Genomic DNA, 21318 nt, shown 5'->3' on the forward strand with positions numbered 1-21318 from the left:
CTCGGATCATGAAAGCGTGTCGGCACCGACACGCAGCGACAGCCGCACCGGTGCGGGACGTGCAGCAGCACCACCGGCCAGCCACGCAGTCCAGCCCAACCGGGCGCCGCCGCCCAGGCGCGTGGCCGGCCGCTCGGCAACCTGCAGCGCGAGCTGCACGTCGAAGGGTTGCGACGCATGGCTGCGCACCAGCCATGCCACCAGGCCGTGATCGGGGCCACCGGGCAGCAGCCCCTCCAGCCGGCGCGCGTCCGGCACCTGCAGGTCCAGGCCGATGCCGGCGGACTGGTCCCAGCACCGCCGTCCCAGCACCGCGCCTCCGCCGAGCTGCGTCCCCGGTGCGCCACGCGCGCCCAGGCGGACCGAGTCGGTGCGCTCCACCGCCAGCCAGCCGCCGACGAACTGGCGGCCGCGCACCCGCAGCCCGAGCCGGTCGCCCAGCAAGGCCAGCAGCCCTTCCATCGAGCGCGGCGCGGCGCCCAGCAGGCCGGCGTGGCGCAGCCAGGGCGCAGCGCCGCCCGGACCGCGCGGGCCGGCACGCAGGCCCAGGTTGCTGAGCGCGTCGAGGCAGCCGGCCAGCGTCGTGGTGGCAGGTGCCTGCGCGCCCAGCCCCGGCGCGTGCTTGACACGACCGCGATAGAGGAAGGACAGGAAGCGGTGATTGAAGATGTCGAGCAACTCCGCCATGGCATGGTCGCGCGCCGCGCGCCGCTCCAGCAGTAGCTCGGTGTATGGCAGCGGCAGCGGCCCATTTGCCCCCGCCAGCGACAGGGCCGGCGTGGTCAGCGTGTAGGGCGGCTGGCCGGCCTCACGGGGCGGCTCGTTGTCGGCATGGTCGGCATCTTGCGGCGCACCGGCAACCACCGATGCCACATCGCGCGGCTGGAAGGCCAGCGAAACCAGCCCGCGCAGGCGTACGGCCTCGCCGCTGCCGTCGCCGTGGCCGAGCGGATGCGCACCGGGCGTGGCCCGTTCCAGCAGGCCGATGGCCTGGAACAGGTTGAACGCGGCGGGGTTGGCGGCGAGACGGTCGATCACAGCAGCGTCTGGCAGCCGGTCATCGGCTCCCATTGCTTCCATATCTCGTCTCCGCGGCGCACCACCAGCCGCACAAAGGAATTGACCGAGGTGTACAACGCAAAGAAGCGCGCCAGCACGGCGCCCATCAACAGCGGCGATCCCCCGGCAAAGGCGTCGGCATCGAACTCGATGGCGATCTCGGTGCCACGGCAGAAGCCGCGCCAGGCATCCCCGCCGATATGTGCGGTGACACCGCGCGATTGCACGCTGCGTATGCCACGGATCTGTTCCAATTCGCGGCTGCCGTCGGCGGCGAACAGGCGCAGCATCTGCTGCACCTCGTGGCGACCGGTGGCACCGCTTGCCAGCGTGCCGTGATGCAGCGTCAGCAACGACACAAGCCGCCACAGCGATTCGCCGCCCAGCGGCGGATTGCGCTGAACCGTCGGCTCGTACAGCAAACGCACGCGCGCGTTCTGCGAAACGTTTTCCACCAGCATGCGCGCGCCCACCGGGACCTGCTCGGCCAGGCGCCGGTTGGTGCAAAGCACGTTGGCATAGGCGACTGGCGCTGCCGGCTGGCTGCTTGTCTTGCCCGCATCGACAAAGGTCAGGTAGGTGTCGGTGCCGGACAGGCCGGGCCGAAGGGTCGGCTCGCGGCGGGTCCACCAGTACACGCCGTCGGCACCCGCGTCGCCGCTGGCCGCGGCAACTGGTGGCACAGCCTGGGTTCGATCGCTGGCCGGATCGGACAGCACCACCGAGCTGACCGAATGGATCTCGGTGGCGGCCTCGCGCCGCTGGTCCGCCACCAGCCGGTACTCGTAGTGACGCTGGTCGAGCACGATCGGCTCACTGGTCTGCGAGAACAAGTTGATGGCCGGCACGCAGCCCAGGCGGAAATTGCCGGCGCCAATGCGCGCCATGCCGCGCGACACTCGCGCCAGACGCAGCACGATATCGCAGCGCGTGCCGCGCCCAAGCCGGCCCGCGGGCAACGCCAGATCGAAGAAGTGGAACTTGCGCGGAAAGGCGAAGTACTCCTGCATCAACCCATAAGCCGGTTGCGCATTGGGCGGCTGCGGCAGCACGGCCTCGTCGGCATCGTAGCCGACCTCGCGCCAGGCCGAAGCCGGCAGCAGCGAGGCCTCGCCGTCGCTCGGCTCGATGCGCACGCCGGCCACCCCGCTCAACAGCAGTTCGTAAAGCGGCATCGTCACCATCCAGTCGCCGTGCAGGTGCAGGCGCAGCGTGGTGAGTTCCAGCTCCGAGAAGTCGACACCGTCGGCACAGGCAAGCGTCAGGCGCAGGGTATGGTCCTGGTCGAACTGGGCCTGCTCGACCGTCAGCGGCCACAGCGTCGTTTCCCAGCTGGTGCGGAAGCGGCAGGTCTGATCGTCCTCGGTACGGGCCTGCAGTCCGGTATGGCGAGGTACCCGGTAGCCTGCGGTGACCTTGCCCTGGCTCGGGTCGAGCGCGAACTGCACCACGGTCATCGAGGGCAGCGGTTGCACCAGCGCCGGGCAGACATTCTCCAGCAGCGACGAAGCGACCTGCGGAAAGGACTGGTCGAGATCGCGGTGCACACGTGCGGCCAGGAAGGCCGTCGCCTCGATCAGGCGTTCGGTATGCGGGTCAAGCGATTCGGTGCCGTGCAGCGCCAGGCGCGACGCCACCATGGGATAGCGTTCGGCGAAAGCCGCGCCCTGCGTACGCAGATAGGACAGCTCCCGCTTGTAGTAGTGCAGGATGTCGCCTTCGCCCAGCTCAGCCATGATCGGCCCCGCGCAGCTGGGCCGTCTCGTCGCCTGCGGCCAGTTCGAACGAAACCCGCTCGGGCGCCTGGCCAAGACAAAGCTCACCGTCGATCAGCAGGACCGGCTGCGCCAATGCGGTGTTCAAAGAGGTACTGAATTGCACGTTCACGTTGCGCAGCCGCGGCTCGAACAAAGTCACGGCATGCCGCACCAGCGCGGCAATCAGCGCGCGGTCCGGGCCGGACTGCAGGGAACGCGAAGAGCAGTCGGGCACGCCGTAATCAAGCACCGTGCCCTCGCTGGCGAGGAAAGCCTCGGCGCACAGGCGCGAGCGCGTATTGAGCAGGCGTCCCAGTTCGCGCGCCACCGATTGGCGCAACTGCGCCCCGTCGAGCAGGTGCGCCGACGGCTCGGTGCCGCCGAACGCCAGCCGTTCGAACAGGGGCACGGGTGCGCCGCTGATGATCGTCGCCATGGAATCGCCTCGGGCTCAGGTCCGCCAGGCAGGCCTGCCGCTCAGGAAACGGCCTTGTTGGTAGCCAGGTCCCAGCCGAAAGCGGCCGTGCCCTGCTTCTTCGAGTCCGAACCCTGCTTGGTGTATTCGACCTTGATCTCGGTGAAATCCAGACAGAACGTGTCCATCGCTTCGCTGCCGCCACCGCCGGTGCTGATGTTGCTGACCATGGTGTTCTTCAGCGTGTAGGTCATCAGCGGCATGAACGTGTCGCCCTCGTTGCGACCCATCAGCAGCTTGACCACGCCAAGGTCCTTGCCGCCGGCGCAGGCGCCGTACAGGCCCGGGGTGGCCTGGTCGGTCATCTTGCTGAGGGTGATGTTCTGGAAGTCCGGGCGACCCATGGTGCGCTCGGAATTCGAGACATCCCGGTTCATGTGCATCGATACACCATTGCTGAAAGACATGATCTGGATCTTGTCTTCATGGCCGGTGATCTTGGTGTTGCCCTTGATATCAGTGATCTCGAGGATGATGGTGTCCATGGCTTGTTTGGCTCCGGAGAAACTCGGGTAATGTCAGCAGGCTGGCTGCGGTGCAAGGGGGCGGAATCGTCCGGCCGCCTTGCACCGCGCGGCGGTGTCGATCAGGCGGCTGCGGCCGGCAATTCGGCCACCAGGCGCATCGATGCGGTCAGCTCTTCCATCTGGAAGTGCGGCTTCAGGAAGCAGGTCGCACGATAGGCGCCCGGCTTGCCCGGCACTTCCGTCACATCCACGCGTGCCTCGCTGAGCGGGAACCGCGCCTTGGCTTCCTGCGATGCCGACGGGTTGATCAGCACGTAATCCGCGATCCAGTTGTTGAGGAAGTTCTCCACGTCGGTGCGGTTCTGGAAGCTACCCACCTTGTCGCGCATGATCACCTTCAGGTAATGCGCGAAGCGCGATGCCGCCAGCACGTAAGGCAGGCGAGCCGACAGCTGCGCGTTGGCGTTGGCCGAGTCCTTGTTGTAGATCTTGGGCTTGTTGGCGGTCTGGCTGCCGAAGAAGGTGGCGCTGTTGGAGCCCTTGGCGTTGACGATGGCGATGAAGCCGAGGTCGTTCAGCTCCTTCTCGCGACGGTCGGTGATGGTCACCTCGGTCGGGCACTTGAGCACCACGTCGCCTTCGTCGGTCTTGTAGGCGTGGGCAACCATGCCGTCCACCTTGCCGCCGCCTTCCACGCCGCGGATCGCGGTAGCCCAGCCGTAGCGCGAGAAGGCGCCGGTGATGCGCAGACCGAGCTGGTAGGCCGAGTTGGCCCACAGGTACTTGCCGTGATCGGTGCCGTCGACATCTTCCTCGAAGTTGAAGTTCTCGACGGGGTTAGTCTTGGCGCCGTACGGCAGGCGTGCCGCGTAGGACGGCAGCACCAGTGACACATAGCGCGAATCCTCCGACTCGCGGAAGGAGCGCCAGGCTGCCAGCTCGGCGCTCTCGAAGATCTTCGAAAGGTCGCGCGCCACACCCAGGTCGGTGAACGTCTTGAGGTCGAACAGGCTCGGCGCGGCCGAGGCAATGAACGGCGCGTGGGCGGCTGCGGCCACCTTCGACACGCGCTCCAGCAGCGCCAGGTCCTGCGGATGGCGGCCAAAGCTGTAGTCGCCGATCAGCACGGTGTAGGGATAGCCGCCGAAGGTGCCGTACTCCTCTTCGTAGACCTTCTTGAACAGCACGCTCATGTCGTGGTCGACCGCCGACTCCAGGTCCTTCAGCAGGTCACGCTTGCTGACGTTGAGCAGGCGCAGCTTCAGGTTCTGGCCGGTCTCGGTGCCGTACACCATGTCATGCAGGCCGGTCCACGACGCTTCCAGCGCCTGGAAGTCCGCGTCGTGCATGATCGCGTTGAGCTGGTCGGAGATCAACTGGTCGATCTCGGCCACGCGCTCGTTGATGGTTGCCACCAGGCTCTTGTCGGGGCTGGTGCGCATGCCTTCGTCGAGAATCTGCGAGGCCAGCTGGCCGATCAGCTTCTTCGCGTAGACGCTCTGCGACGGCTCCACGGCCATGTTGCCTTCCTGCACGATGCGCTCGAGCAGGGTCAGTTCGGTTGCGGCGGCGGCGGCCGCCTTCGATTCGGTCGCCGCTTCGGCGATAGGATTGCTTGCCATCTGGATCACCCTCAGGGAATTCGTTGCTTCCTATGCTTCGGACTTAGCTGGCGTCGGCCGGCGTTTCTGCGGCTTGCTCGTCCGCTGCGGCCGGCTGGCCGGCGTCGGCTTCGCTGCGCACCTTCTTCAGCTCATCGGCATCGCGCACGATGCGCTCGAGCAGCGAGTCGAGCTCGTCGTTGCCGTCGAGCTTGCCCAGCAGGTCGCGCAGTTGCTGGCGCGCCTCGAGCAGCTTGGCCAGGCGCGGAATCTGACCCACCAGGCTTTCCGGATGGAAGTCGCTGAATTTCTCGAAGTTCAGTTCGACCTTCAGGTTGGACTGGCCGTCCTTCATGGTGTCGGGAACCGACAGCTCCAGGCGCGGCGCGATCTTGCCCATGATCTCGTCGAAGTTGTCGCGGTCGATCTCGACGAAGCGGCGCTCCTTCAGCTTGGGCAGCGGCTCGGCGGGATGGCCCGACAGGTCCGCCAGAAGGCCGACCACCATGGGCAATTCACGCTTCTCGATGGCGTCACCCACTTCGACGTCGTACGAGATCTGGACACGGGGCGGGCGATTGCGCCCGACCCACTTCTGCAGGCTATTGGACATGGAACTCTCCGGAAGGACTTGAATGCGTCCGAACAATCATCGAATTCGCACAAATATCGTGCGCATGGCAAAGCCCCCCGGCGTAGACGAAATCATCGTCCCACGCCGAGGTCGAAGACGGCCTACGCCGCATCAGCCGCAAGGCAAGCCTTCTTTGGCAATCTTTGTGTTTTAGCTACCCGTTCCTATCGGGACCGCGTGCACAAGCAGCGGGCGCTGCCAGCTCGTTCGCCCCGTCAGGCTCTCTTTTTGCCCCGGAACATGTTGTGTCAGAAACAACACGACATCCCCGGGAAAACCCCTACTTCCGCGCTTTTGACCCCTAAATCTTTGTGTTTCTGTTGGTTGCGCAACGGAAGTCAGGCGAAATTTACGCTGTGCGACTTGGACAGGACAATACCTGTAATCCGGTATTTTCTACAGTTCGCGCAAAGTTGCCAGAAACGCGAAAGTCGATGGCATCGAATTGCTCATTTTTGGGTATTCTGAGAGCGATGCATTTATGTCAGTTTTCTGCCTGCGGCGTGGACGGCAAAAGTGTGGCTCGCCCGTCAACCCTCATTTCCAAATGAATCCAACAATTACCAACAAGAAGCCTGCGCTGACGGGGAACCTCTTGCTGGTCGGACACGAAAAGCGTATGCGCGCCCGCCTTTGCGCGATCCTCTCGGATCTCGACTACACGGCAGACGCACTCACCTACACCTGCTGCCCCGAGGAAGCCCATGCCCAGCTGGTCGAGCGCCCGTTCGACATGGTCCTGGTCGACAGCAGCCTGGCCCACGGCAATGGCATCGACCTGATCGGCGCGCTGCATGCGCGCGATCCGCGCATGCCGATCGTGGTGATCTCCGATCCAGCCGCCGAAGCCGACGTAATGAGTGCCTTGCGCGCCGGAGCAAGCGGCTACCTGCTCAAGGAGCGCGACGACACTGAACTCTCGGTCTCTCTGCGCAGTGCCCTGCGCGGCGGCATGCCGATCGATCCGTTCATCGCCAGGCAAGTATTGCGGTCGCTCGTGCCTGCCGACCCGCACGCCGCCTGCAGCCCGCCGGCCGGCTGCGCGGGGCCCGAGGCCAGGAGCCCGCTGAGCACGCGCGAACTGGAGATTCTGCGCTGCATCGACCGCGGCGCGACCAACCGCGAAATCGCCGCCGCGCTGTCGCTGTCCACGTTGACCATCGAATCGCACGTCAAGAACATCCACAAGAAGCTGGGCGTCAAGACGCGTACCCAGGCCACCTTTGAAGCGCGCCGGTATGGGCTGCTGAACTAAGACGCCATTCTGAAAATTTGCTGCAGATGAGTTCCGGCAATGCCGCCTCGCACGCTGTGTTCACTTTGCGTGGCAAGCTGGGCATTACCTATGGGAGGCAGGCCTACGGGCAGCTTCCCGCCGCCCATCGGAGCGAGCCAGTATTGGGGATCTGCGCCCTTGCGCCATTAGCGCTGCGGCGCCGAACGCAACACAGCCGTGGCAATTTCGCCAGCTAGGTCCCCCGCAGCAATCAGTTCGCCATCAGTCAGCCCGCCAGCGATGCGCGTGGCTCCCCAATCGCCGCAGATCATGGCGACGCACCTGTTGCGAACCTTGACGGGAATGAGCAGCACCGAGCGCGTGTCGGGCATGGCATCGCGATACCAGCGCGGGACGCGGTGCGACACGGCCTTGTCGCGCAAATCCTCGATGAGCAAGGGCTTGGGCGCAATCATCGCGAAATGGAAGACGTCCGGCACGAAGCCTTCTTCGAAGGATAACTTCTCAAGCTTGTCCCGCATGCCTTCGCCAAAACCGAGACGCGCGCCGAAACGCTTGTTCGTCGGGTGCAGCAGCATCAGGAAACAGTGCGAGAAGTTCAGCGCCCGCATGGCGGATTCGAGCACCAGCGGGGCAAGCTGCGATACGGTCATTCCCGCGCCTTCCTGCCGGATTTCCGCCAGTGCGTGCTGCAGCCGCGTCAACGTATCGGCGGGCTTGCCCCCGTCGTCGGGAAGGCTGCCCACCCCAGTATCCGGTGCTTCCGAGCGCGCCATCGACGCCTTCAGTGTCCCGGCCTGCTGAATCGCCACGTTGACGTGCGACGGCTCCAGTCCCAGCTTTTGCGCGTGGGTCAGCAGCGGTTCCAGGACGACTTCCTCGGGCTGCTCGGCCAGGATCGACGCTGCCGCATCGGACGACAGGCTTGCCACCGCGCCGAGCCAGTCGGCATGGGTTTCCAGTACGGTTTCTTCGTGGAGCTCTCGGCCCAGCATGCCGTCGGCGATCAGTGCCGGCAGACGCCAGCGAAACGCTGCGGCTTTCGCCAGATCGTCGAGCGAAATATCGATGACTTCTCGGCAGGCGTCGTTTTCGCTCATGGCACCGTCGGCGCTTAGCGCCATGATGCGGTCCCATTCGTCCGGGAAGTAGAAGATCACGAGCAGGCGGCTGACATGGTGCATTAGCGTGCAGACAACGCCTTCTTCTCCACCAAGGATGCCGCGCGCATCGTTGAGCGCGCGCGTGATCTCGCCGGCCATGATGGCCTGCTTGAGCGCCCTCGCCGCTTGAGGCCGGTTGGGCGCAACGCCCTGAAAAAAGTCGAGGACCTGGACTCCCAGCGTGAGGTGGGTAATCGTGTCCACGCCCAGCACCATGATGGCGCGCGATACGGTAGTGACCTCGCCCCCGAACGATCGGTACATGGCCGAGTTCGCCAGCCGGATGACTTTCTGGGAAAGGCTGAAGTCCGACAGCACCGTGCTGGCCATTTCACCAACGCTCAGGTCGCTGTTCAGCGTCTTGAAGACGTTGTCGATGCAATACTGGAGCGTCGGGAAATCGCCTTTCTGGGCCATCCTGGCCCAAAGCTGATCGAGGAACTGTTTCTTTGACATAGTCTCAATCAGCCAGCCAATGCGTCCGCGGCGTCAAGCCGGAACCTGCCCGTGCGGACAGCATCCTCGAAATCATTGGGCGCCATTGCCTTGGCAAAGCGCCAGCCTTGTGCCAACTCACAGCGCTGTGCGGCCAGCAGATCGCATTGCGCTTCGGTCTCGACGCCTTCCGCAATCGCCACGAGCCCGAGTTCACGTGCGAGCGACAGCACCGCCGAAACGATGGTCCGGGCGTGCGGAGAATCGACCATATCGGCGACAAAGCTGCGATCGATTTTCAGGGCGGACAAGGGGAAACGGCGCAGATAAGACAAGCTCGAATAGCCCGTGCCAAAGTCATCGACTGCGAAACGGATTCCGAGTGCTCCGAGTTCGGTCAGCAGGTCCCCGGCAGCCTTGGGGTCGGTCATCAGCGCGCCTTCGGTGATCTCCAGCACCAGCCGGTGCGGGTCGATCCCGGTATCGCGGATGGCAGTGCGTACGCTGTCGATAAAGCCCGGATGCCTGAACTGCACCGGCGACACGTTGACAGACACATAACCGAGTGCGACACCGTTGGCCTTCCAGGCAGCCAGTTGCGCGCACGCGCAGCGGATGGCCCAGGCGCCGAGATGATTGATCAGGCCGTTACTTTCGGCCAGCGGCACGAACACCTCGGGCGAGATGGATCCGGCCGGATGTTCCCACCGCATCAGCGCCTCGACCGCGCAGACCGTGTCCGGACCGACCCTGAAAATCGGCTGGTAATGCAGGAACAGTTCGCCGTTGAGGACCGCCTCGAACAGGTCCTGCTCGATGCGGAATTGCTCGTTCAGGCGATGGTCGAGTTCCGACGAATACAGGCAATAGCGGTTGTTGCCCTGGGCCTTGGCCTCGTACATGGCGCGGTCGGCCCGCCGCAGCAGCTGTGCATCGGTCTCGCGCACGCCCGACGCAAACGCCAGCCCGATGCTGGTCGTCACACGGACCTGGCAGCCGGCCAGATGGAACGGCTGCCTGCAGACACGCATGATCTGCTCGAGCATCCCCACCGCGGCCTCTTCCGAACTGACGTCGTCAAGCAGGATCACGAATTCATCGCCGCCAAGGCGCGCAACGGTGTCGCGAGAGCGCACGGTTGCCACCAGGCGCTGGCTCAACTCCTTGAGCAGGATGTCGCCGATCTCATGGCCGAGCGAATCATTGATCTTCTTGAATCCATCAAGATCCATCAGCGCAATGGCAAAGCGGCCGCGCTGCGAGGCATCGCCGGTGAAATACGCTTCCACCCGGTTGCGGATCAGCGCCCGGTTTCCTACACCGGTCAGTGGATCGGTCAGCGACTGTTCCGTCAATTGATGGAGCTTCTGGGCCCATTTGGTAACGTCGGCACCAAACAGCAGCAGCGAAGCTCTGCCCTCTGCAGTGACATGCCGGCAAATGCGCAGGTCGATCCAGCGCGTGCCGTTTATGGCGTTGGCAAAACGGATATCGGCTTGTCTGGACACGCCATCGCGAAAACAGGCCTGCAGCAGATGGGCGGCGCGCTCGCGTTCGTCGAAGGCAATAATGTCCTTGATCGACGCATCCAGCAGATATTCGCGCGGGAAAGCCAGCAAATCCGCGGAAGCACTGGTGGCCTGGAGAATATTCCCGGTCTCGCTGACATGCAGTGCCAACCCACCCCAGGCTTCCAGCAGCGCCCAGGCATCCCGGTTACCGGCAAGCGTCGTCGCTGTGGCAACGCTGCCGGAACGGACCGGTCCCGGCGCATTGCCTGCGTGCACAGCATCATACGTAAACGACGTCATGTGGTTGTTGGCCTGGCCTGTTTGACGACTGCACCGTGCCGATCCCCGGGGGTCGGCGTTAACGCATGAAAAGCCGGTAAAGAGGACAGCATTAATGGTCCGAAAACACGACTGGCCGCCATGAGTGTGAATTGACGGGAATCCAATTCTATTACGGCCTCGCGGAATCGCGCTGCAAAACCCGTCACGGTATTGACATTCACAACGCACTCTTCCCGTTTCACTAAGGTGTGGGGTAGACAAAACCCTTGATCTATGGAAGCACGTGGATATCGCGCGCCACGGACAAGGGTAAAGATTTCGGTACGTCAGTGGTTATCGGCAGCCGTTGTCTCGTCTTTAGCGTCCCGTGACAACTTTGCTGCGCTGATTTTCACCACGTCCAGTACGGCGGCGGTCATCACCGCGGTCGACACGCCAAACATCAGGATGCCGTGGGCCGCTTCAATCGGACCCAGCATGCGCCAGTTCTCGGACATGACAATATCGCCATAGCCAAGCGTGGAGAAGTTGACCGCCGAGTGGTACAGAGCAACGCCGAAGCTAGTGAATTCGCCGAGCAGCAAGAACAATCCTGCCCAGATGGCCATTTGCGCGAAGTTGCCGCACAACGTGGTCAGCATCACTGCCGACAACATGGCGACGTCCACCCAGAGCGGTTCACCGCCGTGCCAGTCATTGCGGAAGCGCGCATAGCGGCGCAGGCACAGCGCCACGACCAGGCTTTGCAGTAGCAGGCAGGTCAGCATGACCGGGATGGCGACAAGCAAATGAATGCGCACGGTGGTTTTCCCTGTCAGGTCGTGGGGCGCACGGCGTGCGAGTCCCGGCGGCGTTGATCGAGCAGTCGCAGCACCAGGCACGCGTACAGCGTCACCCCGATGAACAGCCCCATGCGGACCGCAAAGGCATGGTAGACATCCTTGCCTGCCGCACTGTCCTCGACGGACTGACCCAGCAGGATGATCAGGGTCACCAGCGTATTAAGCCAGAAGCCCGGCGAAAGCCGCGCGGGTGGCCCTGCAAACAGCTTGCGCGCCAGCAACAGCGCGAACAGGAGCATCCACAGGAAGAACATCCACAGATGCACGAACAAGCCCAGGGCCCACCAGAACAAGATCGCCAGCAGCCCGCCCAGCAGCGTGGAGCCGATCAGTTCAAGTGCGGCGCCGCGCGCCATCGTGCAGCTTTGGCGGCCCAGGCTGACGGCCTTCATGAGAATCGGCATGTAGGCGGCTGGGTCGCCCAGGGCCAGCAGGACGGTCGGCATGACCACCAGGGCCGAGCGCAGCGCCATCCAATTGGCATCGTGCACCGAAAATGCCGGGCCGCGCGGCGCGGCGGGTCTCTTTGCCGGTTCCGGAATCAGCCAGTAGCAGAGCGCCAGGACCGCCACCGCCAGCAGCAGCCCCTTGACCAGCGCGGCGATGACGGTGACGGCCAGGCCGATGTCCGCGGTGCCAGCCACCGAAATCATGGTCAGGCCGACTGCCAGCAGCGTGCCGACCAGGCTGTTGCCACCACGCAGGCCATGGCGGAAGGCCAGGAACAAGCCCAGCCCTGTCATCAACACGCCGCTGAACGGGTAGTGGCGCAGGAACGGGACGATCAGCAGGCCGCTGCCGGTGGCCAGCATGGCCACCAACGCCAGCCCCACGCCGGCCCTCGCGGGCAACGGCCGGTCGAACGAAGCCAGCACGAATGCGCCCATGACGGGTGCCACCATCGGAATGGCCCAGCCAAGGCCGAAGCTCGTCGCCAGGCAGATTGCTGTACCGATGGCCAGCCGCAGCGCTCGCCGCCCGCGGATGCCTGCCGCGCTGGCCGCACCGCCATCAGTAGACATAGGACAGCCAGCTCATCAGGTGCAGGAATATCCGGCCGAGCGGGTTGAGCGGATTGCCATCGGTCGGGAAGGCCATCACCTCGGCTTGCCCGCCTACGCGGACACCCCGCAGCGTCGTCAGTTCCCCCTTGTCGATCTCGACGATCACCGGAAACCGCTGGGCCGGACGCAGCCAGTCGCGGCTGTTCTGGACGGTCGGCAGGCTGCCCGGTGGCGGACTCTGGCCGACGCTCACCCCATAGCCGATGCTGCGCACCCGGCCGGAAAGTACCCTGCCCGGCAAGGCATCGAGCACGATTCCCACTGGGGTACCTGGCTCGACGCGGCCAAGATTGTTTTCGGTCATGTCCGCACTGATCCAGATGTCATGAATCGCGATCAGCGTCATGACGGGGCTGCCTGCCGCGGCATACTGGCCCGCTTCCGTGCGCAGATCGGTGATGAGGCCAGCGATGCGAGCGCGGACCCGGGAGTTGGCGAGATCCAGTTCGGCCTTCTCCAGCGCCGCGGCGGAGCTGCGTAACTTGGCGTTGTCCTCTTCGCTGCCGCCCTGCTGCTCGCGCGCGCGTACCACCTCGGCGCGGGCTGCGTCGACCTGGCTGACGGCCTGCGTATGCGTGGCGCGCGCCACCTCGAGCCGCCTCAGCGAGACAGTGCCGGGATCCTCGCTATACAGGCGTTCCAGGCGGTCACTGTCCTGGCGCGCCTTGACCTCGTTGGCCTGCGCGGCGCGCAGCCCGGCCTGAGCCGAGGCGATCCCGGCCGTGCTCGCACCGATCTGCCGGCGCATGGATTCCAGGTCCGCGCGCGCCCGATCGGCCGCGATGCGGTATTGCTGCGGATCGACCTCGAACAGGACCGCTCCCGCCTGCACGTCCTGGTTGTTGTGCACCAGCACACGCGTCACGCGGCCCGAAACCTCCGATGCCACCGGCACGACAAAGGCCTGGACGCGCGCCTGCTGTGTGTAGGGCGTATAACGGTCCGCGAACAAGTACCAGGCCAGGCTCAGCACGATCAGCACCACCACCACCTTTACGCCCTTTCCGGCCGGATCTGCCGAGGGAGATGGCGTTGGCGATGGCGCGGGCGCCGGGGGCGGAGATACCGGGGCGGGTGGCGCGTCGTCACTCATTGGGTGTGCCTCGCTGCAAGGAAGAGCGTTTGCCGGTTGTAGCGTTCACCGTCTCGTCGAGCAGGCCGCCCCAGTCGGTACGTTGCTCCATCTGCTGCCGTGTCGCGGTATCGACGAGCGGCTGCGCCGTGTCCCAGCCACCGCCGAGCGCCTTGTACAGTGCGATCAGATCCGCGACTGCCGTGCTGCGGTTGACCAGGTAAGCGTCCTGCTGGGCAAACAGCGCGCGCTGGGCGTCCAGCACGCGCTGGAAGTCCGAGTACCCCTCGCGGAACAGCGCAGTGGCCAGCGCCAGCGAACGGTTCGCGGACTGCGATGCCTGCGCCAGGATCGCTTCGCGTTCCAGCGCCTTGATCAGGCCGCTGGCGGCATCGTCGGCCTCGCGCGCGGCCTGGCGCACGGAGTCCTGGTAGGAAACGATCAGCTGCTGCAGGCGCGCATCCTGGATGCGCACGTTGTTGCGGATGCGCCCGTAGTCGAACACATTCCAGCGCAGGCTGGGCCCGGCGATCAGCACCAGCCCGTTAGGCGTGGCGGGCAACGAGCTGGCCGACCAGCCAATGCTGCCGAGCAGCGTCAGCGACGGATAAAGCTCGGCCTTGGCCACGCCGATCAGCGCCGACTGCGCAGCCATCTGCAGTTCGGCAGCGCGGATGTCCGGGCGGCGCAGCAGCAGGCTGGCCGGGACGTCCCGCAGCACCGCCCGGTCGATCAGTGGCACCACACCCTCCTTGTCGGGCATGTCCAGCAGTTCGTGCATGGGAGCCGGCGGGCGCCCGATCAGGATGGCCAGCGCATTGCGTGCATGCAGGATCTGGCCCTCCAGTTCGGGAATGCTGCTCAGCGTGCCGAGGTATTGGGTCTTGGCCTGCTGCAGATCGAGCTCGTCGCTCTCGCCTCCCTTGAACAGGCGTTCGGTGATTTCATAGCTGCGCTTCTGCAGCCGCGCGTTCTCGCGTGCGATGCGTAACCGTGCTTCGGCCGTGCGCAAAGTGAAATAGGTCTGGGCCAGTTGCGCATGCAGCAGAACCAGTACGTCCTGATAGTTGGCCTGGGAAGCAAAATATGCCGCATCCGCCGATTCGATCGCGCGGCTGAAGCGCCCCCAGAAATCCAGCTCCCAGCCAACGTCGAAACCGGCGCTGAACTGCCAGACGCGGCTGGTCTGCACCGTGGCGCCGGACTGCCGGCTATGGACGTAAAGCGCCTCGCCACTCGCTTGCTGGACCTGCGGATAGCGCCCGGCCTGCGCAATGCCAAGCTGGGCCCGGGCCTCCACCACGCGCAGGCCCGCGATCCTGACGCCGGCGTTATTGGCGTCGGCCTCGGCAATCAGTTTTTCCAGGATGGGGTCGTCGAACACCCGCCACCACTGGCGCAGGTCGGGCTGCTCCCGTTGCTCAGTGGCTTGTTCGAGTGAGGGGCTGCTCCAGGATTCGGTCCACGGCTCGCGTTGCGCCTGGAAGTCGGGGCCAAGCTGGGTACAGCCGCCGAGCAGCAAGGCCGCCATCATCAGCCGGAGGGGCGAACGGGCCGGGAGCGGCATGGTCAGCTACCGGCCACGGCAAAGAACAGGCCAGCGCCGGGCGCGCATGCCGGGTAGCCTTAGGCGGATCGTCATTCCCATGGTGGGAACCTGCGGCATACGGGTCTCCTGTGCGAAACCGCCGTGAGACGACACGATACCCGCCAATTATGATGCGCCGACGCGACTTCGGCCATCGGTCGTTAGTTTTAGCCCTCGTTTTCGCAGCGGATGTAACCGAAAACGATGGCAAAAAAAGACACGGCCGATCTTTCGAACGGCCGTGCCGGCTTTCCCTTGTTGTCGTCAGGCGACGCTTATCGGTTGGCCGCCTCGAAGCGGTCCAGGTTCATGACCTTGTTCCAGGCCGCGACAAAGTCCTGGACGAACTTCTCCTTGGCGTCGGCGCAGCCATAGACCTCCGCCACAGCGCGCAGCTCCGAGTTCGAGCCGAAGATCAGGTCGACACGCGTGCCGGTCCACTTCAGCTTGCCCGTCGCGCGATCGTAGCCTTCGAACAGGTCCTTGTTGTCGGCCGTCGGCTTCCACTCCGTGCCCATGTCGAGCACATTGACGAAGAAATCGTTGGTCAGCGTTTCCGGACGATCGGTAAACACACCATGCTGGGTTTGCCCGAAGTTCGCGTTCAGCACACGCATGCCGCCGACAAGCGCGGTCACTTCCGGTACGGTCAGCGTCAGCAACTGGGCCTTGTCGACCAGCAGCGTCTCGGCCGTCACGGCATAGGTGCCCTTCAGATAGTTGCGGAAGCCGTCAGCGATGGGTTCCATCACACTGAACGACTCCACATCGGTCTGCTCCTGCGTGGCATCCATGCGTCCCGGTGTGAACGGCACCTTCACGTCATGGCCGCCCTTCTTCGCCGCCTGTTCGATGCCCGCGCAACCAGCCAGCACGATCAGGTCGGCCAACGACACCTTCTTGCCGCCGGACTGGCTGCTGTTGAACTCGTTGCGGATACCTTCCAGGGTTTCCAGCACCTGTGCCAGCACGGCCGGCTGGTTAACTTCCCAGTCCTTCTGCGGCGCCAGGCGGATGCGCGCGCCATTGGCACCGCCGCGCTTGTCGGAGCCGCGGAACGTCGACGCCGAGGCCCAGGCCGTCGATACCAGCTGCGACACCGGCACCCCCGTCGCCAGGATCTTGCCCTTGAGCGCGGCAACGTCCTGCTCGTCGATCAGCACATGGTCGACCGCGGGAATCGGGTCCTGCCAGATCAGTTCTTCGGCCGGGACTTCAGGGCCCAGGTAGCGTGAACGCGGCCCCATGTCGCGGTGCGTCAGCTTGAACCATGCGCGGGCGAAGGCGTCGGCAAACTGGTCGGGATTTTCGTGGAAGCGACGCGAAATCTTTTCGTACGCCGGATCCACGCGCAGCGAAAGGTCCGTGGTCAGCATGGTCGGGCCACGACGCCTGGACGGATCGTAAGGGTCCGGAATGGAGTTGGCTCCGGCATCGCCATTCGGCTTCCACTGGTGCGCGCCGGCCGGGCTCTTCGTCAGTTCCCATTCATAGCCGAACAGGTTCCAGAAGAAGTTGTTGCTCCACTTGGTCGGCGTGCTGGTCCAGATGACCTCCAGACCGCTGGTGATGGCATCACTGCCCTTGCCCGAGCCAAAGCTGCTGCGCCAGCCCAGGCCCTGCTCCTCGATGCCTGCGGCTTCCGGTTCCGGACCCACATGCGATGCCGGGCCCGCGCCGTGCGTCTTGCCGAAGGTGTGACCACCGGCAATGAGCGCCACCGTCTCCTCGTCGTTCATGGCCATGCGCGCAAAAGTCTCGCGGATATCCACAGCCGCCTTGGCCGGATCGGGGTTGCCGTTGGGACCTTCCGGGTTCACATAGATCAGGCCCATCTGGACGGCTGCCAGCGGGTTTTCGAGATCGCGTACGCCGGAATAGCGCTTGTCGGCCAGCCACGTCGTTTCGGAGCCCCAATAGACGTCCTGGTCCGGTTCCCATACGTCCTCGCGCCCGCCGCCGAAGCCGAAGGTCTTGAAGCCCATCGATTCCAGGGCGACGTTGCCGGTCAGCACGATCAGGTCAGCCCACGAAATCTTCTTGCCGTATTTTTGCTTGATCGGCCATAGCAGCCGGCGCGCCTTGTCGAGGTTGACGTTATCGGGCCAGCTGTTCAGCGGCGCAAAGCGCTGCTGTCCGGAACCCGCGCCGCCACGGCCGTCGCCGGTGCGGTACGTGCCCGCGGCATGCCATGCCATGCGGATGAACAGGCCACCATAGTGCCCGAAGTCCGCAGGCCACCAGTCCTGCGAGACCGTCATCAGTGCGGCAAGGTCGTGCTTCACCGCTGCCAGGTCCAGGCTCTTGAATTCCTCGGCATAGTTGAACCCCTTGTCCATGGGGTCTGCCAGCGATGAGTGCTGGCGCAGGATGCCCAGGTTCAGCTGATGGGGCCACCAATCCCGGTTCGAGGTACCCGAACCCGCAGCGTGATTGAACGGACACTTCGCTTCAGTCGACATGTGTTCCCTCCTTGCTTCGATTGCATCCAGATCGTTGTTATCGGATCGTTTGCTTCAACTGCACGGCCCAGCCTTGGGCTCAGGGCTGCCCTGAGAAGAGTACTGGTTCTCCACACGAGGCGGAAATAGGTTTACTTCATGGCTGAGCAAGAAAAAACCTAAAGCCGGTACTTCGCGTTGCTGAACTTGATAACAGAACGATGCCACCCCGTTCGGGTGAGACACCGCTCCGCAGCCTCAGCATTCGCAGTGGCGCAGCAACCGGTCATGCCGAAGTCGGGCCGGACAGTGTACGCCCGCCGACTAGAATGAAACAGCCCGCACGACGGGTACATCGACGCGGCCGCCCGCGTAACGCTGGTCCTGCGCTGATGGCGGCGCTGCTGCACAGTCCCCTCTGAAACCACGCTGCAGGAAGGATTGCCATGACGGAACTCGATAAAGACAAGGTCGTCGGCGTGTTGAATCGGATACTCGAAGCCGAACTCGCCGGCGTTGTGCGATACACGCACTATTCCTTCGTGGTGTTTGGCTTCGGCCGCATCCCGATCGTGTCGTGGCTGCGCGAGCAGGCCAATGAATCGCTGTTGCATGCGCACCAGGCCGGCGAGTGGATCACGACGCTGGGTGCCTATCCGTCTCTGGGCATCGGCAAGCTGCTCGACAGCCATACGCTCGATATCGGATCGATCCTGCGCGAGTCGCTGGCGACGGAAACGCTGGCGCTTGCGTTGTACCGTGAACTGCTCACGCTGGTAGAAGGCCGCTCGGTAGCGCTCGAAGAATATGCGCGCCAGCAGATCCAGATCGAGGAACTGCACGCCGGCGAAGTCGACAAGATGCTGCGCAAGCCCGGCCAGACTGGAACCACCCAATCCGCTCCTGGTTGAGCGCTCTGATGTCCCGGTACCGCCCGGGACATCAGCCGTGCGGCGCTTGCCCGGCCGCCTGATGGATCGCAGCGCGGATCCGTGGATACGTGCCGCAGCGGCAGACAATATTGCCCATCGCCGCGTCGATGTCAGCGTCGGTAGGCTTCGGCCTGGCCTTGAGCAGCGCGCATGCGGCCATGATCTGCGCGCTCTGGCAGTAGCCGCACTGGACCACATCGAGATCGAGCCAGGCCGCACGGACAGCGTCGAGTTCCTTGCTCCGCATGCCCTCGATGGTCGTGATCTTCGCGCCCGGCCGCAACTTCGACATCGGCAGCTGGCATGCGAGTTCGGGCTTGCCATCCACATGCAGCGTGCAGGCGCCGCAAATGCCCACGCCGCAGCCGAACTTTGTTCCTGTCAACGCAAGGTCGCAGCGCAGGATCCATAGCAACGGCATATCCGGCTCCGCGTCAACGCTGACGGCCTTGTCGTTCACGTTCAGGGTCGCCATGGTGGTCTCCTTCACTAGATCAGCTTGAGCGGCAACGAACGCAAGCGCTGGCCGGTCAGCGTATACAGCGCATTGGCCACGGCCGGTGCGATCGGCGGTGCGCAGACTTCGCCAGTGCCCTGCGGCGGCTCCTGGCCGGGAATGATGTCCGTCTCGATGACCGGGCAATCCGTCATGCGCACGACCGGAAAGTCGTGAAAGTTCTTCTGCTGCACCACACCATCGGCGAACGTGATTTCCTGGTACAGCGCGGCGGACAAGCCAAATATGATGCCGCTCTCCGCCTGCTGGCGGATCAGGTTGGGATTCACGGCAATGCCGCAATCGATTACGCAGAACACGCGATGCACGCGGATCGTCTTGTCGGGTGCGACGGACACCTCAGCCACTTGCGCGACGATGCTGCCGTATGACTGGTGCAGTGCCACACCGCGTGCCCGCGCGATGCCATCCGGAGCGCGCGCCATTGGCTTGCCCCATCCCGACAAGGTCGCCACGCGTTCCAGCACGGCCCGGTGGCGCGGATGTTCGCCAAGCAGGCTGGCGCGAAACGCAACCGGATCCTTGCCCGCGGCCGCCGCCACCTCGTCGAGAAAGCACTCCGTGAAGAAAGCCTGGTGCGAATGCCCAACCGAGCGCCAGAAGCCCACCGGTATGGGCAGGTCGACATTCGCATGCGAAATCCGCGCTGCCGGCCATCGGTAGGGCTGGTCGAATGCGCCCTCCGCCGCCGTCTTGTCGATGGGAATACGCGGGAAGCCAAAGTCCCGCGCCAGCATCTGCGGTACCACGGCCTGCCCTGCAGATCGCGCCTGCCAGCTGATCAGCCGCCCGTCGCGATCCATGCCGGCACGCAAGCGCGACACACAGGCGGGCCGATAGAAGTCATGGGTCATGTCCTGCGCCCGCGTCCAGACGGTCTGCACGGGCCGCCCCTTGACCTCGCGTGCGATCGCCGCGGCCTGCGACACGAAATCCGCTTCCAGCCGGCGCCCGAAGCCTCCGCCCAGCATCATGACCTGCAGGTCCACCTGATCCGGCCGCAGACCCAGTATCTTGGCGGCATGGGCGCGCGCAATGCCAGGCACCTGCGTCGACACCCACACTGTCGCCGCGTCGCCGCCATACAGCACCGTGCAGTTAATGGGTTCCACGGCACCGTGCGCAAGATATGGTGCGCGATACTCGGCGCTGACCACCTTGGCCGCGCCGCGCAGCGCCTCATCGACATCCCCGCGCGTGTAGTAGCCGTGGCCATCATCGCGATCCAGCGTCGCGGTAATCCGCGCCAGCAGGCGTGCACTCGTCAGGCCAGCAGCCGGCCCGGGATCCCAGTCAACCTTCAGTGCGTCGAGCGCCCGCATCGCGCGAAACACGTTGTCGGCAATGACCGCCACGCCGCCTGAGCCACCGTCGAACGGCGGCACCGCAAAGGCCTTCACGACGCCGCGCTGCGCGAGTGCCGCACTGACGTCGGCATGCTTCACGCGACCGCCGACGGTCGGGCACATGAGCACGCTCGCGTACAGCAGGTTGGGCGGCAACGCGTCGATGCCAAAGCGGGCCGACCCATCCGTCTTACGCTCGGCATCGACCCTGTGCAACGGCCGGCCGATCAGGCGAAATGCCGATGGCTCCTTCAGCTTCACCTTGTCCGGCAAAGGCACGCGTCCCGCTGCGGATGCGAGTTCACCAAACGTCATCGAGCGCGCGGCGCCCTGCAGCACCTTGCCGCCTTCCGTGCGGCATTCCGCCTCGGTCACGCGCCAGCGCTGCGCTGCCGCGGACACCAGCATGGCCCGCGCCGAGGCGCCGGCCTCGCGCATGGGCATCCAGAGGTCGCTGATGCCGGACGAACCGCCAGTGGCAATCTCGCCAATTTCGCGCATCAGCTTGCGCGCGACGTGGTCCGAAAGCCGGCGGAAAAACCTGTGATCATCGGGATGAAACGGCAGCCCGTCGACGACGACCTGAAGGTTGTTGAAGATCTTGTCAGGCGGCGCGTTTTCCACGCGCACGCGGCTCCAGTCGGCATCGAGTTCGTCCGCCAGGATCATCGCCAGCCCGGTGTGCACGCCCTGTCCCATCTCCGAGCGGCACATCATGATCGTGACGCTGTTGTCCGCATCGATCTTGAGCCATCCGTTCAGCGCGACCTCCGTGCCTTCCGTTGGCAGCGGCGCCGACGTCGTCAGCCGCTGGCGTACGGGCAGCACGGTCCAGCCGACCAGCAATGCGCCGGCCGCGCCGATACCGCCGAACAGGAACGCTCTGCGCTTCATG

General features: G+C 64.7%; 17 protein-coding genes. 2 read left to right on the forward strand and 15 right to left on the reverse strand.

Annotated features, from left to right (window positions below; translation table 11 throughout):
* Positions 1–6: 6 nt before the first annotated feature.
* The 6 genes from tssG to tssB form a co-directional block, all read right to left on the reverse strand.
* Positions 7–1080, reverse strand: a complete 1074-nt coding sequence (tssG, locus tag K2O51_RS21380) for a type VI secretion system baseplate subunit TssG (RefSeq protein WP_245001950.1) — start codon at positions 1078–1080, stop codon at positions 7–9.
* Positions 1035–2795 carry a type VI secretion system baseplate subunit TssF gene (gene tssF / locus K2O51_RS21385; RefSeq protein ID WP_220631623.1) on the reverse strand — a complete coding sequence of 587 codons (1761 nt, stop codon included), beginning with the start codon at positions 2793–2795 and terminating at the stop codon, positions 1035–1037. The genes tssG and tssF overlap by 46 nt, the downstream gene beginning before the upstream one ends.
* Entirely contained in the window at positions 2788–3252 is a 465-nt protein-coding gene (gene tssE, locus K2O51_RS21390) for a type VI secretion system baseplate subunit TssE (protein ID WP_220631624.1), read from the reverse strand. The genes tssF and tssE overlap by 8 nt, the downstream gene beginning before the upstream one ends.
* 41 nt (positions 3253–3293) lie before the next feature.
* Positions 3294–3776, reverse strand: a complete 483-nt coding sequence (locus K2O51_RS21395) for an Hcp family type VI secretion system effector (protein WP_011297894.1) — start codon at positions 3774–3776, stop codon at positions 3294–3296.
* Positions 3777–3877: 101 nt separating this feature from the next.
* Positions 3878–5380: a type VI secretion system contractile sheath large subunit gene (tssC, locus tag K2O51_RS21400; protein WP_011297895.1), complete on the reverse strand. Its 1503-nt coding sequence runs from the start codon at positions 5378–5380 to the stop codon at positions 3878–3880.
* 43 nt (positions 5381–5423) lie between these two features.
* Positions 5424–5972: a type VI secretion system contractile sheath small subunit gene (tssB, locus tag K2O51_RS21405; protein ID WP_011297896.1), complete on the reverse strand. Its 549-nt coding sequence runs from the start codon at positions 5970–5972 to the stop codon at positions 5424–5426.
* Between the two features lie 502 nt (positions 5973–6474).
* Between tssB and K2O51_RS21410 the strand changes: the two genes are divergently transcribed.
* Positions 6475–7248, forward strand: a complete 774-nt coding sequence (locus tag K2O51_RS21410; RefSeq protein WP_011297897.1) for a LuxR C-terminal-related transcriptional regulator — start codon at positions 6475–6477, stop codon at positions 7246–7248.
* 167 nt (positions 7249–7415) lie between these two features.
* Here K2O51_RS21410 and K2O51_RS21415 read toward each other — a convergent pair whose 3' ends face one another.
* The 7 genes from K2O51_RS21415 to katG form a co-directional block, all read right to left on the reverse strand.
* Positions 7416–8849: an HDOD domain-containing protein gene (locus K2O51_RS21415; RefSeq protein WP_220631625.1), complete on the reverse strand. Its 1434-nt coding sequence runs from the start codon at positions 8847–8849 to the stop codon at positions 7416–7418.
* Between the two features lie 8 nt (positions 8850–8857).
* A complete protein-coding gene (locus tag K2O51_RS21420) occupies positions 8858–10639 on the reverse strand; it encodes a putative bifunctional diguanylate cyclase/phosphodiesterase (protein ID WP_140950546.1) in 1782 nt (593 codons plus the stop codon).
* Positions 10640–10947: 308 nt separating this feature from the next.
* On the reverse strand, positions 10948–11421 hold the full coding sequence (locus tag K2O51_RS21425) for a potassium channel family protein (RefSeq protein WP_011297900.1): 474 nt from the start codon (positions 11419–11421) through the stop codon (positions 10948–10950).
* A 14-nt stretch (positions 11422–11435) separates the two neighbouring features.
* Positions 11436–12485: a DUF2955 domain-containing protein gene (locus tag K2O51_RS21430; protein ID WP_220631626.1), complete on the reverse strand. Its 1050-nt coding sequence runs from the start codon at positions 12483–12485 to the stop codon at positions 11436–11438.
* Positions 12475–13620, reverse strand: a complete 1146-nt coding sequence (locus K2O51_RS21435) for an HlyD family secretion protein (RefSeq protein WP_011297902.1) — start codon at positions 13618–13620, stop codon at positions 12475–12477. Before K2O51_RS21435 ends, K2O51_RS21430 begins: the two co-directional genes overlap by 11 nt.
* The gene (locus K2O51_RS21440) at positions 13613–15166 is read right to left on the reverse strand and encodes a TolC family protein (RefSeq protein ID WP_011297903.1); all 1554 of its coding nucleotides are present in this window, start codon (positions 15164–15166) and stop codon (positions 13613–13615) included. The genes K2O51_RS21435 and K2O51_RS21440 overlap by 8 nt, the downstream gene beginning before the upstream one ends.
* 296 nt (positions 15167–15462) lie before the next feature.
* Positions 15463–17649: a catalase/peroxidase HPI gene (katG, locus tag K2O51_RS21445; protein ID WP_011297904.1), complete on the reverse strand. Its 2187-nt coding sequence runs from the start codon at positions 17647–17649 to the stop codon at positions 15463–15465.
* A 425-nt stretch (positions 17650–18074) separates the two neighbouring features.
* On the opposite strand from katG, the gene K2O51_RS21450 reads away from it, so the two are divergent.
* The gene (locus K2O51_RS21450) at positions 18075–18539 is read left to right on the forward strand and encodes a ferritin-like domain-containing protein (protein WP_011297905.1); all 465 of its coding nucleotides are present in this window, start codon (positions 18075–18077) and stop codon (positions 18537–18539) included.
* Positions 18540–18570: 31 nt separating this feature from the next.
* On the opposite strand, the gene K2O51_RS21455 is transcribed toward K2O51_RS21450, so the two are convergent.
* Together K2O51_RS21455 and K2O51_RS21460 are read right to left on the reverse strand one after the other, a co-directional pair.
* On the reverse strand, positions 18571–19035 hold the full coding sequence (locus tag K2O51_RS21455; protein WP_011297906.1) for a (2Fe-2S)-binding protein: 465 nt from the start codon (positions 19033–19035) through the stop codon (positions 18571–18573).
* Positions 19036–19049: 14 nt separating this feature from the next.
* The gene (locus K2O51_RS21460) at positions 19050–21317 is read right to left on the reverse strand and encodes a xanthine dehydrogenase family protein molybdopterin-binding subunit (RefSeq protein ID WP_220631627.1); all 2268 of its coding nucleotides are present in this window, start codon (positions 21315–21317) and stop codon (positions 19050–19052) included.
* Position 21318: the final 1 nt, after the last annotated feature.

Source organism: Cupriavidus pinatubonensis, assembly GCF_019602855.1.
GTDB lineage: Bacteria > Pseudomonadota > Gammaproteobacteria > Burkholderiales > Burkholderiaceae > Cupriavidus > Cupriavidus pinatubonensis.

What these genes read in the sequence shown, in the direction of transcription:
- tssG (WP_245001950.1), bottom strand. Translation starts at nt 1,080, where the DNA reads ATGGAAGCAATGGGAGCCGATGACCGGCTGCCAGACGCTGCTGTGATC.
- tssF (WP_220631623.1), bottom strand. Translation starts at nt 2,795, where the DNA reads ATGGCTGAGCTGGGCGAAGGCGACATCCTGCACTACTACAAGCGGGAG.
- tssE (WP_220631624.1), bottom strand. Translation starts at nt 3,252, where the DNA reads ATGGCGACGATCATCAGCGGCGCACCCGTGCCCCTGTTCGAACGGCTG.
- K2O51_RS21395 (WP_011297894.1), bottom strand. Translation starts at nt 3,776, where the DNA reads ATGGACACCATCATCCTCGAGATCACTGATATCAAGGGCAACACCAAG.
- tssC (WP_011297895.1), bottom strand. Translation starts at nt 5,380, where the DNA reads ATGGCAAGCAATCCTATCGCCGAAGCGGCGACCGAATCGAAGGCGGCC.
- tssB (WP_011297896.1), bottom strand. Translation starts at nt 5,972, where the DNA reads ATGTCCAATAGCCTGCAGAAGTGGGTCGGGCGCAATCGCCCGCCCCGT.
- K2O51_RS21410 (WP_011297897.1), top strand. Translation starts at nt 6,475, where the DNA reads ATGTCAGTTTTCTGCCTGCGGCGTGGACGGCAAAAGTGTGGCTCGCCC.
- K2O51_RS21415 (WP_220631625.1), bottom strand. Translation starts at nt 8,849, where the DNA reads ATGTCAAAGAAACAGTTCCTCGATCAGCTTTGGGCCAGGATGGCCCAG.
- K2O51_RS21420 (WP_140950546.1), bottom strand. Translation starts at nt 10,639, where the DNA reads ATGACGTCGTTTACGTATGATGCTGTGCACGCAGGCAATGCGCCGGGA.
- K2O51_RS21430 (WP_220631626.1), bottom strand. Translation starts at nt 12,485, where the DNA reads ATGTCTACTGATGGCGGTGCGGCCAGCGCGGCAGGCATCCGCGGGCGG.
- K2O51_RS21435 (WP_011297902.1), bottom strand. Translation starts at nt 13,620, where the DNA reads ATGAGTGACGACGCGCCACCCGCCCCGGTATCTCCGCCCCCGGCGCCC.
- K2O51_RS21440 (WP_011297903.1), bottom strand. Translation starts at nt 15,166, where the DNA reads ATGCCGCTCCCGGCCCGTTCGCCCCTCCGGCTGATGATGGCGGCCTTG.
- katG (WP_011297904.1), bottom strand. Translation starts at nt 17,649, where the DNA reads ATGTCGACTGAAGCGAAGTGTCCGTTCAATCACGCTGCGGGTTCGGGT.
- K2O51_RS21450 (WP_011297905.1), top strand. Translation starts at nt 18,075, where the DNA reads ATGACGGAACTCGATAAAGACAAGGTCGTCGGCGTGTTGAATCGGATA.
- K2O51_RS21455 (WP_011297906.1), bottom strand. Translation starts at nt 19,035, where the DNA reads ATGGCGACCCTGAACGTGAACGACAAGGCCGTCAGCGTTGACGCGGAG.
- K2O51_RS21460 (WP_220631627.1), bottom strand. Translation starts at nt 21,317, where the DNA reads ATGAAGCGCAGAGCGTTCCTGTTCGGCGGTATCGGCGCGGCCGGCGCA.